The sequence below is a fragment of the Amycolatopsis sp. TRM77291 genome (assembly GCF_054166285.1).
Window position 1 is genome coordinate 6091299 of sequence record NZ_JBSZHF010000001.1, and the last position, 15832, is coordinate 6107130.

Below are 15832 nucleotides of genomic sequence, written 5' to 3' on the forward strand. Positions count from 1 at the left end.
GCTTCTTTATGCGCTCAGCTGCCTTCGCGCGGCGCCGGCGCCACCTGACCGTTGCCCTCTGAAACCTCCGGCTCCCGCTTCGGCGTGTTCGCGTCGAGGAAGCGCAAAAGCTCCACCGGGAACGGCAAGACCAGCGTCGAGTTCTTCTCCGCCGAGACCTGCACGACGGTCTCCAGCAGCCGCAGCTGCAACGCCGCCGGGGTGTCGGCCATGGTCGCGGCCGCCTGCGAAAGCTTGTGCGACGCCTGCAGTTCGCCGTCGGCCGAGATGACCCGCGCCCGCCGTTCGCGTTCGGCTTCGGCCTGGCGCGACATCGAGCGTTTCATCGACTCCGGCAGCGCGACGTCCTTGATCTCGACGCGGTCGATGTGGATGCCCCAGTCCAAGGCCGGGCTGTCGATCATCAGCTCCAGGCCCTCGTTCAGCCGTTCGCGGTTCGACAGCAGGTCGTCGAGGTCGCTCTTGCCGATGATGGACCGCAGCGAGGTCTGCGCGACCTGGCCGACGGCCGAGCGGTAGTCCTGCACGTTGACCGCGGCCAGCACCGGGTCGATCACCTTGAAGTACACGACCGCGTCCACCCGCACGGTGACGTTGTCGCGGGTGATGCCGTCCTGCGCGGGGATCGGCATCGTGACGATCTGCATGTTGACCTTCTGCAGCCTGTCCGCGATCGGCACCAGCAGCGCGAGCCCCGGCTCCCGGATGGCGGGGCGCACCCGCCCGAACCGGAACACGAGACCGCGTTCGTACTGTTTCACCACGCGAAGGCTGGTCGCGAGCCAAGCACCGCCCGCGACGGCGATCGCACTGAGAATCTCCACCACCATGGCTGCTCCCGGGGTTGTTCTCGCTGTTCACGGTACGCCCGGCGGGTCACGAGGGAAACACGGTGGACAGGCCTGCCAAGGTGGGTTCGTGACCGGTTTCAAGATCCCGCCCAAGTTCCTCGACCGCGCCGCCGGCCTCGGACCGGGAGCCGCCGAGTGGCTCGATTCCCTCCCGTTCCTCGCCGAGAAGTACACCGCCAAATGGCAGCTGGAATACGACGGTGAGGCCATGCACGGCTTCGTCGGCGTCGCACAGCCCGTGCGCCGCCCGGACGGCTCCCCCGCGATCCTCAAACTCGGCTGGCCGCACGAGGAATCCGACGACGAACCGCTCGCACTGTCCACTTGGGCCGGTCAGGGCGCGGTCCTGATGTACGACAACGTGCCCGAGGACGGCGTCCTGCTCCTGGAGCGGCTCGACGCGAGCCGGTCGCTCGAAACCGAGCCGATCCAGGAGGCCGTCGAGACCGTCGGCGCACTGGCGCGACGGCTGGCCGTCCCCGCTCCCGCCACGCTGCGGCGTTCCCTTCGCGAGGAAGCCGCGGAACTGGTCGAGGAACTGCCGGAGACCTGGAGCGAGCTGGGGGAACCGTTCGATCGCAAGTACATCGACGCCGCCGTGGAAATCTGCGCGCGGCTCGGGCCGGAGGCCGGTGAGCTGATGGTCAACGAGGACCTCCATTTCGAGAACGTCCTCGCCGGGGACCGCGAACCGTGGCTGGTGATCGACCCGAAGCCGCTTTCGGGCGACCTCGAGTTCGGCGCGATCTCGATCCTCTGGAACCGGGCAGAAGAGTCCACAATGGACGAAAAGCTCGCGTGGTTCGCCGCGGCCGCCGGGGTGGACGCCGGACGCGCGCGGGCGTGGACGCTGGTCCGCGCGGTGCAGAACTGGACCTGGCTGTACGAAGACCTCGCCGAGGGCGCCTCGCCCGAAAGTCTCGCCGAAGACCCGGCCTACGCCGCCGTTCCCGGAATCGCCGCCTGGGCATTGCGGTGATCACACGAATCGTCTCCGGCCCCGGGAGCGGATAACCTTCGGGCATGGCAGCCGTGAACAGGGTATTCGCAGCTCAGCTGGCCGGTTTGCCGGTTTTCGGCCCCGATGGTGAATCCATCGGCAAGGTGCGGGACCTGGTGGCGGGCCTGCGCCTTGACCAGCAACCGCCGCGGATCCTGGGCATCGTGGTCGAGCTGACGACGAGGCGCCGCGTGTTCGTGCCGATGTTGCGCGTGACCTCGATCGAACCCAGCGCGATCACGCTCGCCACCGGATCGGTGAACATGCGGCGGTTCCATCAGCGGCCCAACGAGGTGCTGGTGGTCGGGCAGCTGTTCGACGCGCACGCCACCCTCGCCGGCTCGGACACGCGGGTCACCGTCGTCGACGCCGGTATGGAACCGACGCGCACGCGGGACTGGGTGCTCGCGAAGCTCGCGATCCGGGAACGGTCGAGCAGGCTCGGCCTCGGCAGACGGCGTTCGGCGATGCAGGTGCTGCCGTGGGCGGAGGTGTCCGGGCTCGGGCTCACCGACCTGACCGGCCAGACCCAGGGCGCGGCGCAGCTGCTGATGCTCTTCGACACCATGCGCGCGGCCGACGTCGCCGCCACGGTCCGCGACCTGCCGCTCAAACGACGGCACGAGGTCGCCGACGCGATGGACGACGAGCACCTCGCCGACGTCATCGAGGAGCTTCCCGAAGACGACCAGAAGGAACTTCTGTCCTACCTCGCCGAGGAACGCGCCGCCGACATCCTCGAAGCGATGGACCCCGACGACGCCGCCGACCTGCTGGCCGAACTGGCGCCCGCCGAGCAGAACCGGTTCCTGGAGCTGATGGAACCCGAGGAGTCGGCACCGGTGAAGCGGCTGCTGGAGTACTCCTCCGACACCGCGGGCGGGTTGATGACCCCCGAGCCGGTGGTGCTGACGCCGGACGCCACGGTCGCCGAGGCGCTCGCGCACATCCGGAACGCGGACCTCCCGGTGGCGCTGGCGAGCATGGTGTTCGTCTGCCGTCCGCCGACCGAGACGCCGACCGGGCGCTTCGTCGGCGTCGTCCACTTCCAGCGGCTGCTGCGCGAACCACCGGCGGAGATGGTGGCGAGCGCCATCGACTCCCAGCTGCCCGCGCTGAAGCCGAACGCCACCTTGTCCGAGGTCACGCGGTACTTCGCCGCCTACAACCTCACCTGCGGGCCGGTGGTGGACGCCGAAGACCACCTGCTCGGCGCGGTCACCGTCGACGACGTCCTCGACCACCTGCTCCCGGAGGACTGGCGCGAGACCGGGCTGCACGACATCACCGGCGAGATCACCGAGGAGACCGAACGTGCCTGAACTTTTGCCCGGGCGGCGGCTGGACCAGCCCCGCGGCCAGAGCCGGTTCAGGCTGAACATCGACCCCGATTCGTTCGGCCGGTTCACCGAACGGATCGCGCGGTTCCTCGGCACCGGCAAGTACCTGTTCTGGCAGACGCTGATCGTCATCATCTGGATCGTGCTGAACCTGGTCGCGGTCTCGCTGCGATGGGACCCGTACCCGTTCATCCTGCTGAACCTGGCGTTCTCGACGCAGGCCGCGTACGCCGCGCCGCTGATCCTGCTGGCGCAGAACCGGCAGGACGACCGCGACCGCGTCTCGCTGGAGGAGGACCGGAACCGCGCCGCGCAGACCAAGGCCGACACCGAATACCTCGCGCGGGAGCTGGCGTCGCTGCGGATCGCGCTCGGCGAGGTCGCCACGCGGGACTTCCTGCGGGGCGAACTCGACCGGCTCCGGGAGGATCTCGACGCCAAGCCGCGCAAGGCCAAACCCGACCGCACGCCTACCGGTACTTGATCTTCGGTAACCAGGGCGACAAGCAGTCACTTCTTACCCTCTGGACGCCCTGCCGCCGTGATCCCGGGGCCCTCGGCCAGGCGGGTTCGACCAGCTTCGCCTACCGGTACGTAACATGGACCTGTGACCAGTACGCAGCAACTCCCCAGCGTCGACGATGTCCGCACCGCGCTGAAGGCCGTGTACGACCCGGAGATCAAGAAACCGATCACCGAACTCGGCATGGTCAAGGACGTGGAGGTCGGCTCGGACGGTGTGGTCACCGTCGGGATCTACCTGACGGTCGCCGGCTGCCCGCTGAAGGCGACCCTGACCAACGACACCACCGAAGCCGTCAAGAAGCTCCCCGGCGTCAGCGACGTCCGGGTCGAGCTCGACGTGATGAGCGACGAGCAACGCACGGAGCTGCGGAAATCGCTGCGCGGTGACGCCGCGGAGCCGGTGATCCCGTTCGCGCAGCCGGGCTCGCTGACGCGGGTCTACTGCGTCGCGTCCGGCAAGGGCGGCGTCGGCAAGTCCTCGGTGACGGTGAACCTCGCGGCCGCGATGGCCGAACGCGGGCTTTCCGTCGGCGTGGTCGACGCGGACATCTACGGGCACTCGGTGCCGCGGATGCTCGGCGCGCGGGAGAAGCCGACCAAGGTCGACACCATGATCATGCCGCCGCAGGCGCACGGCGTGAAGGTCATCTCGATCGGCATGTTCACCCCGGGCAACCAGCCCGTCGTGTGGCGCGGGCCGATGCTGCACCGCGCGCTGCAGCAGTTCCTCGCCGACGTTTTCTGGGGCGACCTCGACATCCTGCTGCTGGACCTGCCGCCGGGCACCGGCGACATCGCTATCTCGGTGGCGCAGCTCATCCCGAACGCGGAGATCCTGGTCGTCACCACCCCGCAGCAGGCGGCCGCCGAGGTGGCCGAGCGCGCGGGCGCGATCGCGCTCCAGACGCGGCAGCGGGTGGCCGGAGTCATCGAGAACATGTCGTGGCTGGAGACGCCCGACGGGCAGCGGATGGAGATCTTCGGCGCCGGTGGCGGGCAGTCCGTGGCCGACTCGCTGTCGAAGTCGGTCGGGTCGACCGTGCCGCTGCTCGGGCAGGTCCCGATGGACCCGCGGGTGGTCTCCAACGGCGACGCCGGGACGCCGATCGTGCTGGCCGAGCCGGACGCGCCGGCGTCGCTCGTGCTCAAGGAGGCGGCGAAGAAGCTGACCGTCCGGGCGCGCGGGCTGGCCGGGATGATGCTGAACGTCACCCCCGCGGGCCGCTGAGCACCCCCTTCTTACGCATTTAGTCCTCTGGATGCGGTACTTGCACACGCAAGGACCGCATCCAGAGGACTGAATGCATGAGGGTCAGGTGGCGTCCGGGTCGACCGGCGGGCGCTCTCCCGGCTTCAGCGGCTCCGGCTGCGAAGCGGTCGCCGGGTAGCCGTTGGGCTTGGCAGCGCCGTTGGTCCCGTTGGTCCCGTTGGCGCCATTGGTGCCGTTGATGTTGTTGATCCCCAGCGGATCCGGGTCACCGTCGAACAGGTGCTGGGTGACGACCCGCTTCGGGTCGAAGTTCCGCAGGCCCCTCAGGTCCTCCAGCGGCTTGCGCAGCTGATCGAACTCCGGGCCCATCTCCTCGCGCAGCTGCGTCTTGGCACCGGTCGCGAAGTCGCGGACCTTGCGGACGCTCTTCGCCACCCAGGACGCCGCTTCGGGCAGCCGTTCCGGACCGAGGATGAAAAGACCCGCGACGACGATGATGAGGATCTCTCCCCAGCCGACACTCTCGAACACCCGTGTGAACCTCCGCCTCGGCGTCTTCCCCGTTCAGGGTACCCGCCCGAACCCGCTAGTCCGAGGCCAGTTTCACGTCGACGACAAGAGAAGACCCATCGCGGACAAGGCGGACAGGGACGACTTCGCCGACCTCGCGGGCGCGGACCGCGACGAGCAGTTCCGCCGAGTCGCGCACGAGCCGTCCGCCGACCTCCGTGATGACGTCGCCTTCTTTGATCCCGGCGGCGGCCGCGGGGCCGCCAGGGGCGACGTTGCGGACCTGTGCGCCCATGGTGCTGGAGCCCGCAACGGTCGACGAAGCGTTGATGCCGATGTCGGGGTGGACGACCTTGCCGTCCTTGATCAGTGTTTTCGCGATCTTCACCGCGTAGTCACTGGGGATGGCGAACCCGATGCCGATGCTGCCGCCTTCGGCGCTGGACGAGCGGATCGCGGAGTTGATCCCGACCAGCGCGCCGGTCGCGTCGACGAGCGCGCCGCCCGAGTTGCCGTGGTTGATCGCGGCGTCGGTCTGGATGGCCTCGTAGATCACCGGCGCGCTGCCGCCGTCACCACCGGCGGTCACCGGGCGGTTGAGCGCGCTCACGATGCCCGCGGTGACCGAGTTCTGCAGCGCCAGCGGCGAACCGACGGCGATCACGGAGTCGCCGACGGCGAGGTCGGACGACTTCCCGACCTGCAGCGCGGTCAGGTTCTTGACGTCGACCTTGACCACGGCGAGGTCGGTCTTGGGGTCGGCGCCGACGACCTTCGCCTCGACGCGCTTGCCGTCGAAGAACACGGCGGTGACCTTCGTGGCCGCGTCGGCCGTCGCGGCGGAGATCACGTGTTCGTTCGTGAGCACGTAGCCCTGGGTGTCGATGACGACGCCGGAGCCCTGCTGACCGGCTTCGGCGCCGGGTTTGAACACTTCGAGCGAGACCACGGTGGGCGCCACCCGGTGGGCGATGTCCGCGATCGAGCCCGCCGGACGTTCCTTGGCCGCGTCGGCTTCGGAGATGCTGGCCTGTCCGGTCAGTTCGGTACCGGTGTCGGCGAACCACCAGCCGATCAGCCCGCCGGCGGCACCGATGACGAGCGCGACCGCGGCGAGCATCGCCAGCGCCTTCGTCTGCACACGCCGCCCGAAAAGGACCTCCGGAAGGCTCAGCAGCGCGCCTTGCGGGCGCTTGGCGTCCTTCTCCTCATCCGAGTCCTGGTGCACGGCGGGCCCGGCCAGCACCGCGCCGGACGACGGGTCGCGCCAGGGATCCGAGGTCGTGGTCCAGAGCGGGCCTTCGGCGCCGTTGGCGGACGGTTCGGAGCCGTTGGTCCCGTGCGGCCGCTCCAGCACGACACCTTCGGCGCCCGGCGGGCGGCGGAAGGCCTCGGCGAGCGATTCCGGCGTCGGGGGCGCGAGGTTCAGGCCCGGAGTGGACTGCCCGTTGGTGCCAGGCTGGTACAGCTTGTCGAAGGCACCGTCGACACCGCGCGGCCTGCCGAACGTGGCCGCCTGCGCCGGATCGACGGCGGGCCGGGCCAGCGGGCGCGGCGCCAGCCGATCCCCAGGCTGCTGCGGATTCGCGTTCGGCTGCTCGGTCATCATTCCCCGGGGCTGAGATCAGGTTGGCCGGACGCGAGAGTACGCCAAGCCTCACCCGGGATTCTGCCGTGACCACGGTGAAGTGCGCGTTGATTCCCCGAACCCGGCGAGAAATGTGACACGTGAGGCAACCATGTCTCATCACTGGCCGTCTAACGGTCATGTCGGAGTACCCGGGGGCCGGTTTCCCGCCCCAGAACGCCCCTCACCAGCAATGGCCGCAGCAGCAGTGGCCGCAGCACCAGGGCTGGCCGCAGCAGCCGCCCAAGAAGAAGGGGCTGTCCACCAAGGTGAAAGTGCTGCTGCTCGTCGCCGCGCTCGTCGTGGTCGGCGGCGGGATCGCCTTCATCTTCGTGATGAAGGCGGCCGTCGGACCGGAGAAGCAGGCCAAAGCGCTCACCGAGGGCGATTGCGTGGTGCTGACCGGCTCCGGCAAGGAGGCCGACGCCGTCAAGACACCGTGCGATTCGCCGCAAGCGCCCTACGCGGTGAGCCTCACCGGGGTCGACAAGGGCACGTGGGACTGCAAGGACGGTTTCTACAAGTACGCCGTCCCGAGGGGGGCGCGCGGGGACGGCGTCGCCCTGTGCCTGGCGATCAACGCCAAGGTCGGGCTGTGTTTCGACGATATCGAGACCAAGACACCGCCACCGCTCAAGGACTGCGGGTCGGCGAGGCTGAAGATCAGCGAGGTCTTCCCGCAGATGAGCGTGGTGACCAGTCCGTGCGCCGAAGGCACGAAGGAAGTCATCTCGTACGCCAGCTATGGGACTTCGAAGTTCAAGAGCGCGACGATCTGCTTCGTCACGCCCTGACCGAGCCGATCAGCGGGCGGACACCGGCATGGGCACGCTGGACGTGCTGGGGCTCGGCGTGGTGCTGCGCGGCGGCTCCGGCTGGGCGCCGCCCAGCTGCGCGGGCAGCAGCCCGGCGTTGACGCCTTGCGGCGGGGTCAAGCCGGTGTTCGGCTGCTCTTCGGTGCCGTCACCCGAGGTCGCGACGAGGGCGAGCGCGCTCAGCACCAGACCCGAAACGACGACTCCGGCGCCCTGCGCGTACTTCCGCCGGGCGAGGCCGAACCGCCCGCCGCCGAGCACGTTCGGCGACTGGCCCAGCGGCGCCGTTGATCCCAACGGCGCGGTACCGCCCAGAACCCCGGTGTCGCGAAGGCCGGCGACCCGGTCGGGCCGCTGGATGGCCACCAGCTGACCGTCGGCGGTCATCGCCAGGTTGTCCGGCGTGCCGGGCAGTTCGGTGTTCTGCGGGATGGAGCAAAGGCTGGCCAGGAAACCCGCCGACATCGACGGGGCTCCCGCCTGCTTCACGGCCGCGACGGCCTGGCGCTGGGCGGTCACTTCGGCGGCGCAGGACTGGCAACGGGCGATATGCGCCGAAGCCCTGTCCTGGGCGCCGAGGGACAGCTCGCCGTCCACGAAGGCGACGATGGCGTCCGGAAGCAGATGCGACTCGGGGAGTCCCCAACCTCGCGGTGCGGTCATACCCCCACCTTCGCAGACTCCTGCGCCGCGGCGCGACGACGCTCCAAGGAAGCGCGAAGCGCCTGGCGGCCGCGGTGGATCCGGCTGCGCACGGTGCCGAGCTTGACACCGAGGGTGGCGCCGATCTCCTCGTACGAGAGGCCTTCGACGTCGCACAGCACGACCGCGGCACGGAACTCGGGCGGCAACTCGTCGAGCGCGGCCTGCAGGTCCGGATCGAGGTGCGTGTCCGAGTAGACCTGCTCGGGGCTCGGGTCGTCACCGACGATGCGGTCGGTGTCCTCGGGGAGGCCTTCCATCCGCACACGCGAGCGGCGGCGGGCCATGTCGAGGAAGAGGTTCGTGGTGATGCGGTGCAGCCAGCCTTCGAACGTGCCGGGCTTGTAGGACGCGAGGGAGCGGAAGACCCGGATGAAGGTCTCCTGCGTCAGGTCCTCGGCGTCGTGGGCGTTACCGGTCAGGCGGTACGCCAGCCGGTACACGCGGTCGGCGTGTTCGCGCACGACCTCGTCCCACGAGGGCGGCGTCCATGCGGCCTCGTCCACCGTCACCGGCGTGACCTGGTCCGCGTGCTGGTCCTGCATCGTTTCCTGCATCGGGGAAGTAGGCACCTCCATCAGCGTCTTCTCCCAACTACTCCACCCAACGCGGGCGATGAGCACGGTGTTCCCGTTGTCGAGGACCAGTCTGTCCGGCCTGCTTATGTTTCTAGTGAGACTGGACTGAGAGGAGGCTGAGAAGTCGGTACCAGGGAGTCTTCGCTCTTTTGACGATAGGCAGCGCTAACCTCCGCGTGTGAATTCCGGGACGCATGCGGGCTCGCCTGCCGAGGCCGCCGACGCCGATCTCGTCGACGGCTACGTCCCCGACGACGAGGTACTGGCCGCCGCGCGGGCGCGGTCGGCCGATCTGGGATGCGGCCCGCTGAGCGCGGGCGCGGGTGCGACCCTGCGTTTTCTCGCCACGACGCTGCGGGCGAAGGCCGTCGTCGAGGTCGGGACCGGGGCCGGGGTGAGCGGGTTGTGCCTGCTCGGCGGCATGGTCGACGACGGGATCCTCACCTCGATCGACATCGAGCCGGAATACCACCGGGCGGCGCGGGCGGCGTTCCGCGAGGCCGGCTACGCGCCGGGGCGGACCCGCCTGATCATGGGGCGCGCGCTCGACGTCCTCCCCCGGCTCACCCCCGGCGGCTACGACCTGGTGTTCGTCGATTCGGCGCCGGTCGAGTACCCGAGTTGCTACGAGAAGGCCGTCTCGCTGCTGCGGCCCGGCGGGATACTGGCGTTCCACAACGTCTCGGGGAGCAGGGTGACCGATCCCTCACGGCGGGATCCGGACACCCTCGCGCTGCGGGAGGTCGCGCGGGCGTTCCGCGAGGACGAGCGGCTGGTCCCGGCGCTGCTGCCGGTGGGCGGCGGGCTGCTGGTCGCCGCGATCGCGTAGCAAGGGACCTTTGCTACCGCTTCTCAGACGCGTTCCGTGCCCTGCTTCGAGGGCCTGGTGTCCCCGATGGCGCATTAGAGACACTGAGCGTCTCGAACGCGCCATTGGGGACACCAGACCGGCTCGCGATGTGCTCGAACTACCTCGCCTTCGCGTGGGCCCTGACCTTCAGGGGAGGCAAGGAGGCCTTCACGGACTTGGGGACCACCGCGACCACGGCCACCGCGGCGACGGCGAGCCAGGCGGCGGTGAGCACGATCAGCCAGGTCCAGCCCGCGTGCCCGTAGACGGTCGCGCCGACGGCGCCGCCGACGCTGCTGCCGAGGTAGTACGAAAGCGTGTAGAGCCCGCCGACCTGGCCTCGGGCGTTCTCGGGCGCCTCCGCGGCGGCCCAGCCGTTGGCGACGGCGTGCGCGGCGAAGAACGCGCCGGTCAGCACCACGAACCCGGCGACGACCATGGGCAGCGAGTCGGACAGCGTCAGCGCGGCGCCCGCGATCGTGAGCAGCAGGGCGCCGACGAGCGCCCGGCGGCGGCCGAACCGGCCGACGAGCTTGCCCGCCGTCGCCGACGAGACCGAGCCCATCGCGTACGCGAGGAAGACGAGCGACGCGATCGCGGGCGAGAGGTTCAGCGGCTCGCCGGTCAGCCGGAATCCGGCGGCGTTGTACAGCGCGACGAACGAGCCCATCGCCAGCAGCGCGACCGCGTACTGGGCCAGCAGGACCGGCTTCCGCACCGCCGCGCCGAGCCCGGCCAGTACCGCCCTGCCCTGCTCTCGTAACCGCTCTGACCTGCGACGATCCGCGAAAGTGGTAGCAAAGGTCCCTTGCTCCCCCGGCGGCAGGGCCAGCACTGTGACCACCGTGCAGACCAGCCCGATCCCCGCGACCACGAGCAGCGCGCCGTGGTAGCCGAACGGTCCGGCGGTGAACCCGGCCGCGAGCCGTCCGATCATGCCGCCGATGGTGTTCCCGGCGATCATCGCGCCCACCGCCGCCGCGAGCCCGGCCTTGCCGAGCCGTTCCGCGAGGTAGGCGGCGGCCACTCCGGGGAACCCCGCGATCGCGACCCCTTGCAGCGCCCGGAGCACGAGCAGCGCCGGATAGCTGGGCGCCAGCGGCAGCAGGAAACCGAACACGACCGACGCGACCACCGAAGCGATGATCACCGGACGCCGTCCCACGACCTCCGACAGCGCCGCGATGGGCAGCACGGCGATCGCGAGCGCACCGGTCGCGACACTCACCGCGAGCGAAGCGCCACCGGGGTCGAGGTGGTACTGCTCGGCCAGCTGCGGCAGCACCGGCTGCGGCGCGTAGAGCAGCGCGAACGAGGAGATCCCGGCCGCGGCGACGGCGATCGTCACGCGGCGGGTGGTTCCGATGGCAGGCACGGATCCGAAGCTAAGCCTGGCTAAACGATACGTCTAATACGATCATCTGCCACAATCGATACCGTGCTGAATGAAAGGATGACCGCCCAGCTAGCCCCGCAGCTCGCTCTGCTCACCGCACTCCGCCGCACGACGAACGTCACACGCGCGGCCGAACTGCTCGGCGTCCCGCAGCCCACGGCAAGCCGCCGGATCTCGGCGCTCGGCGACGCCCTCGGCGCCCCGCTCACGGTCCCCGACGGCCGCGGCATCCGGCTCACCCGGGCCGCCGAACTGCTGGCCGATGCCGCCGAACGCGCGCTGGCCGCCGTCGACGCCGGAGTCCGCCAGGCCCGCGAAGAAGTCGACCCCGAAGCCGGGCACGTCGTCCTCGGCTTCCTGCACCTGCTCGGCAGATCTCTGGTCCCCACGCTGCTCCGCGGCTATCGCGCCGACCATCCGGGCGTCCGGTTCACCCTGGTCCAGGGGTCACGTCAGGACATGGTCGACAGGCTCACCAGCGGCGAACTCGACCTCGCGCTGCTCGCACCCGCCCCCGCCGACGACCCGCTGCTCGACACGGCCGTCCTCACCGAGCAGGAGATCTTCCTGTCCGTTCCGACGTCGCACCGCCTCGCGGACCGGCCCAGCGCCGCCATCGAGGACCTCGAGGACGAGGAGTTCGTGCTCCTCGAAACCGGCTACGGCCTCCGCACCATCACCGACGAACTGTGCGCCGCGGCCGGCTTCGAACCGAAGATCGCGTTCGAGGGCCAGGAGTCCGACACCGTCCGCGGACTGGTCGCGGCCGGGCTCGGCGTCGCGTTGCTCCCCCGTTTCGAGCCGGGCAGCCCGGCGGGAGTCGTCGAAGTCCCGCTTGTGCCGCCGGTCGGGCGGACCATCGGCTTGGCCTGGCGACGCGACGTGGTCCTGCCGCCCGCCGTGCTGCGGTTCCGGGAGCGGGTCCGCGTGCAGCCCTGGTGACGATCGCCAGGGTCGATCCCTGACGTTCGTCCACCCCGCGGGCGCGTCGTTTTCGCTAACTTCGGGTGAATGTACGACGACATCGTGGAGTTGGCGGGTGAGAGCCCGAACTGGCTTCAGGCGACCGGGATCCTGTTCACGGAAGCAGGACTGCTCGCCTTCGTGGCGCTCTTCGCCTGGATGTTGTGGCGGGCGCGCACTTCGCCCGTCCGGATCGCCGTGGCGCTGCTGCCGCCCGGCGCGACCGCGATCGCGTACGTGATCAGCGAGGGCTTGAAGAGCGTGATCCAGGAGGACCGGCCGTGCCGGAACCTCGTCACGCTCATCGACTGTCCGCAGATCGGCGACTGGTCCTTCCCGAGCAACCACTCCACGATCGCGGGGGCGGCCGCCGTCGGTTTGGCACTCGCCTGGCGGCGGCTCGCGCCGTGGGTGCTCCCGGGTGCCCTGCTGATGGGCTTCTCACGAGTCTTCGTCGGCGCGCACTACCCGCACGACGTGCTCGCCGGGCTCGTCCTCGGCTCGGTCACGGCGTGGCTCGTGTTCCGGTACCTGACCGGCCCCGCGACCGGGATCGCCCGACGGCTCACCGCCCATGCCGGGGACGCGCCGACCCAGCCCATGCCCAGGGTCGACCTGCGGAGCGGTAGCAAAGGTCCCTTGCTCCCGCCCCGCAGGTAACCGCAGGTCAGGCGTAAGAGGCGACCAGTTCGACCAGCGTCCGCGCCGCGAAACCGGTGGCCCCGGGCACCACGTCGGCGTAGGTCTTGTCGGCCCGCGCGGGACCGGCGATGTCGAGATGCGCCCACGGCACGTCGCCGACGAACTCCCGCAGGAACAGCGCCGCGACGATGCCGCCGGGGCCACCCGGCGCCTGCCGGACGTCACCGAGCGAACCCTGCACGGTCTCGGCCAGGTCTTCCAGCAGCGGCATCCGCCACCACGCCTCGCCGACCCGCTCGCCCGCCTTCGTGATCCGTTCCGCGAGCGCGTCTTCGGTGGCGAAGACACCGCCGGTGCGGACGCCGAGCGAGACCTTCATGGCTCCGGTCAGGGTCGCCGCGTCGATCACGGCGTCCGGCTTGTGCTTCTTGATGCCGTAGACGAGCGCGTCGGCCAGGACCATGCGACCCTCGGCGTCGGTGTTGCCCACCTCGGTGGTCTTGCCGCCGTAGTGCCGCACGATGTCGCCGGGCCGGTACGACGAACCGGACACGTGGTTCTCGGCGGCGGGCACCAGCCCGGTCACCTTCACCGGCAGGCGCAACGCCGCGATCGCGCGGACCGCGGCGATGATCGCCGCGCCGCCCGCCATGTCGGTGCGCATGAGGTGCATGCCGTCGGCCGGTTTGATCGAAAGACCGCCGGTGTCGAAGGTGATGCCCTTGCCGACGAGCAGCAGATGCGTCGTCGCCCCGCGCGGCCGGTATTCCAGCTCGATGAGCCGCGGCGGCGCGGCCGACCCGCCGCCGACGGCGAGCACGCCGCCGAAGCCCTGCTCGGCCAGCCACTTCTCGTCCCGCGCCGTCACGGTCAGGTTCGGGATGCCACCGGCGACCCGGGCGGCCGTGTCGGCGAGCCAGGCGGGGGTCTTGACGTTCGACGGCGTGTTCGCCAGATCGCGCGCGAACGCGGCGGCCGCGGCGAGTTCGCGAACTCGCTCCAAATCGACTTCGTGGCGTGTGATCAAGCGCACGGTCCGCAAAGTCGCCTTCGGCTCCTCGGCCGTCACCGTGAACCGGTAACCGCCGAGCAGCAGCCCGAACGCGAGTTCCTCGATGTGCTCGGCGCCCGCGTCTTCGGGCAGTTCGACGGCGAAGGCGCGGAACGCCTTCTCCCCCGCCTTGACGTCTTCTTCCAGCGCCGACGAAACGGCGCGGACCAGTGCGGCACCGGCCTTGCGGTACTGCTTCGGCTCACCGTCGCCGACACCCGCCAGCCAGCGGACGGCGCCCGCCGGCACGGTCTGCACGTCACCGGCCTTGCCGGTGGGCCGCACGCCGCCGATCTCCGCGAGTCCGGCGTCACCGTCCTCTTCGGACGGCGCGGCGATCAGTGTGGCCAGCGGCGTACCGCGCCGTAGGTCGTCCGAGACCTCGAGTTCGAGCAGCTTCCCCGGAACGGGGGGTAGCGGGTTACGCACAGTGAGCGACCTCCGGGCGCAGATGAACCGCGACCCCGGCCTCCGAAGGGAGACCGGGGTGCGGGTGGTTGAACGTTGGTGCGGTCCGGCTCAGCCGGTGACCTCCTGCAAGGCCGCGCCGAGATCCTTCGCTTCTTCCGCGGAGAGTTCGACGACGAGGCGCCCACCACCTTCGAGTGGTACGCGCATCACGAGGCCCCGCCCCTCCTTAGTCACTTCGAGGGGACCATCTCCGGTCCGGGGCTTCATGGCCGCCATAGCGTGCTCCCTCCGTCTCAACCGGCGCGCCCGGGTCGCGCTCGTCAAAGCCAGCCGGGTCTACTGTCCATTGTCCCTCATCAGCGGCCGAGCGCGAACGCGGACCGATCTTTTGCCGCCGTATCGGTGCTGGTATGCGGCTCGCGAGGCTGAAAGACTCCTCTCAGACCGCAGTTTCGCCGACTAGGAGATCCCGTGACCACATCCGACGTTCTGCTGATCGCCGACGCCGATGGCGTGCGCACCTTCACGCTGAACCGGCCGCAGGCGTACAACTCGCTGACCGTCGAACTCAAGGAACTGCTGCTGGCGGGCCTGACCGAGGCCGCGGCCGACGACAGTGTCCGCGCGGTCGTGCTGACCGGTTCGGGCAAGGCGTTCTGCGCCGGGCAGGACCTGAAGGAGCACGTCGGGCTGCTGCAGGCGGGTGACCCCGCGCCGCTACACACGGTCAAGGAGCACTACAACCCGATCGTCAAGACGATCGTCGGGATGCCGAAGCCGGTCATCGCCGCGGTGAACGGCCCGGCGGCCGGCGCGGGCGCGGCCTTCGCCTACGCGAGCGACCTCCGGATCGCCTCGACGTCGGCGAACTTCCTGATGGCGTTCGCGAACGTCGGCCTCGGCCCGGACTCGGGCGCGTCGTGGACGCTGCAGCGGCTGATCGGTCTCGGCCGCGCGGCCGAACTGATGCTGCTGGCGCGCACGGTCGACGCCGCCGAAGCGCTGACGCTGGGCCTCGTCAGCGAGGTCGTGCCGGACGAGGAACTGGCCGCCCGCGCACAGAAGGTCGCCGCGAAGCTCGCGGCCGGCCCGACGGTCGCGTACGCGAAGATCAAGAACGTCCTGTCGGTCGCCGCCGAGTCGTCCCTCGAAACCGCGCTGGCGGCCGAGGACGAGGCCCAGACCGCGCTCGGCGCGACCGCCGACCACACCGAGGCCGTCGAGGCCTTCGTGGGCAAGCGCAAGCCGAACTTCCAGGGCAAGTGACCCTCGTGAGCCGCTAGGACGGCTCTATTGAGGGGTAAGGCAAACGTGGCGCAGGGGGGCACCGCGCTCTGCCGGTCCGTGAAGGCCTCCTTGCC

Annotated in this window: 17 protein-coding genes; 9 read left to right on the forward strand and 8 right to left on the reverse strand. The window is 70.1% G+C overall.

Going from position 1 to position 15832, the window contains the following annotated elements; genetic code table 11:
* Nucleotides 1–14: 14 nt before the first annotated feature.
* The gene (locus ACXIZN_RS27935; RefSeq protein ID WP_457957932.1) at nt 15–830 is read right to left on the reverse strand and encodes a slipin family protein; all 816 of its coding nucleotides are present in this window, start codon (nt 828–830) and stop codon (nt 15–17) included.
* 88 nt (nt 831–918) lie between these two features.
* On the opposite strand from ACXIZN_RS27935, the gene ACXIZN_RS27940 reads away from it, so the two are divergent.
* The 4 genes from ACXIZN_RS27940 to ACXIZN_RS27955 all read left to right on the forward strand — a co-directional run bounded on the left by ACXIZN_RS27940 (nt 919) and on the right by ACXIZN_RS27955 (nt 4944).
* Nucleotides 919–1830 (forward strand): aminoglycoside phosphotransferase family protein, encoded by a 912-nt coding sequence (locus ACXIZN_RS27940; RefSeq protein ID WP_457957934.1) that lies wholly within the window; start codon nt 919–921, stop codon nt 1828–1830.
* A gap of 44 nt (nt 1831–1874) precedes the next feature.
* Nucleotides 1875–3173 carry a magnesium transporter MgtE N-terminal domain-containing protein gene (locus ACXIZN_RS27945; RefSeq protein WP_457957935.1) on the forward strand — a complete coding sequence of 433 codons (1299 nt, stop codon included), beginning with the start codon at nt 1875–1877 and terminating at the stop codon, nt 3171–3173.
* Entirely contained in the window at nt 3166–3675 is a 510-nt protein-coding gene (locus ACXIZN_RS27950; protein ID WP_457957937.1) for a DUF1003 domain-containing protein, read from the forward strand. Before ACXIZN_RS27945 ends, ACXIZN_RS27950 begins: the two co-directional genes overlap by 8 nt.
* A 123-nt stretch (nt 3676–3798) precedes the next feature.
* On the forward strand, nt 3799–4944 hold the full coding sequence (locus tag ACXIZN_RS27955; protein ID WP_457957938.1) for an Mrp/NBP35 family ATP-binding protein: 1146 nt from the start codon (nt 3799–3801) through the stop codon (nt 4942–4944).
* Between the two features lie 84 nt (nt 4945–5028).
* On the opposite strand, the gene tatB is transcribed toward ACXIZN_RS27955, so the two are convergent.
* Nucleotides 5029–5457 (reverse strand): Sec-independent protein translocase protein TatB, encoded by a 429-nt coding sequence (tatB, locus tag ACXIZN_RS27960; protein WP_457957939.1) that lies wholly within the window; start codon nt 5455–5457, stop codon nt 5029–5031.
* A gap of 55 nt (nt 5458–5512) precedes the next feature.
* Complete coding sequence (locus ACXIZN_RS27965) at nt 5513–7042, reverse strand: S1C family serine protease (protein ID WP_457957941.1); 1530 nt, start codon at nt 7040–7042, stop codon at nt 5513–5515.
* A 161-nt stretch (nt 7043–7203) separates the two neighbouring features.
* Here ACXIZN_RS27965 and ACXIZN_RS27970 point away from each other — a divergent pair, with 161 nt between their 5' ends.
* On the forward strand, nt 7204–7857 hold the full coding sequence (locus tag ACXIZN_RS27970; RefSeq protein WP_457957943.1) for an LppU/SCO3897 family protein: 654 nt from the start codon (nt 7204–7206) through the stop codon (nt 7855–7857).
* Between the two features lie 9 nt (nt 7858–7866).
* Here the strand turns inward: ACXIZN_RS27970 and ACXIZN_RS27975 are convergent, their stop codons facing one another.
* Together ACXIZN_RS27975 and sigE are read right to left on the reverse strand one after the other, a co-directional pair.
* Entirely contained in the window at nt 7867–8541 is a 675-nt protein-coding gene (locus ACXIZN_RS27975) for an anti-sigma factor family protein (protein ID WP_126736361.1), read from the reverse strand.
* Nucleotides 8538–9137, reverse strand: a complete 600-nt coding sequence (sigE, locus tag ACXIZN_RS27980; RefSeq protein ID WP_016331450.1) for an RNA polymerase sigma factor SigE — start codon at nt 9135–9137, stop codon at nt 8538–8540. Before sigE ends, ACXIZN_RS27975 begins: the two co-directional genes overlap by 4 nt.
* A gap of 199 nt (nt 9138–9336) precedes the next feature.
* On the opposite strand from sigE, the gene ACXIZN_RS27985 reads away from it, so the two are divergent.
* Nucleotides 9337–9987, forward strand: a complete 651-nt coding sequence (locus ACXIZN_RS27985) for an O-methyltransferase (RefSeq protein ID WP_457957945.1) — start codon at nt 9337–9339, stop codon at nt 9985–9987.
* A 139-nt stretch (nt 9988–10126) separates the two neighbouring features.
* Here the strand turns inward: ACXIZN_RS27985 and ACXIZN_RS27990 are convergent, their stop codons facing one another.
* A complete protein-coding gene (locus ACXIZN_RS27990) occupies nt 10127–11356 on the reverse strand; it encodes an MFS transporter (RefSeq protein WP_457960613.1) in 1230 nt (409 codons plus the stop codon).
* A 105-nt stretch (nt 11357–11461) separates the two neighbouring features.
* Here ACXIZN_RS27990 and ACXIZN_RS27995 point away from each other — a divergent pair, with 105 nt between their 5' ends.
* Both ACXIZN_RS27995 and ACXIZN_RS28000 read left to right on the forward strand, forming a co-directional pair.
* Nucleotides 11462–12346 carry a LysR family transcriptional regulator gene (locus ACXIZN_RS27995; protein ID WP_457957947.1) on the forward strand — a complete coding sequence of 295 codons (885 nt, stop codon included), beginning with the start codon at nt 11462–11464 and terminating at the stop codon, nt 12344–12346.
* A 69-nt stretch (nt 12347–12415) separates the two neighbouring features.
* Nucleotides 12416–13027, forward strand: coding sequence for a phosphatase PAP2 family protein (locus ACXIZN_RS28000; protein ID WP_457957949.1), 612 nt, complete (start codon nt 12416–12418; stop codon nt 13025–13027).
* 7 nt (nt 13028–13034) lie between these two features.
* Here the strand turns inward: ACXIZN_RS28000 and ACXIZN_RS28005 are convergent, their stop codons facing one another.
* Complete coding sequence (locus ACXIZN_RS28005; protein ID WP_457957951.1) at nt 13035–14489, reverse strand: leucyl aminopeptidase family protein; 1455 nt, start codon at nt 14487–14489, stop codon at nt 13035–13037.
* Between the two features lie 90 nt (nt 14490–14579).
* On the reverse strand, nt 14580–14747 hold the full coding sequence (locus tag ACXIZN_RS28010; RefSeq protein ID WP_005155393.1) for a DUF3117 domain-containing protein: 168 nt from the start codon (nt 14745–14747) through the stop codon (nt 14580–14582).
* A gap of 195 nt (nt 14748–14942) precedes the next feature.
* Here ACXIZN_RS28010 and ACXIZN_RS28015 point away from each other — a divergent pair, with 195 nt between their 5' ends.
* The gene (locus ACXIZN_RS28015; protein ID WP_457957953.1) at nt 14943–15737 is read left to right on the forward strand and encodes an enoyl-CoA hydratase/isomerase family protein; all 795 of its coding nucleotides are present in this window, start codon (nt 14943–14945) and stop codon (nt 15735–15737) included.
* The last annotated feature ends 95 nt before the right edge of the window (nt 15738–15832 follow it).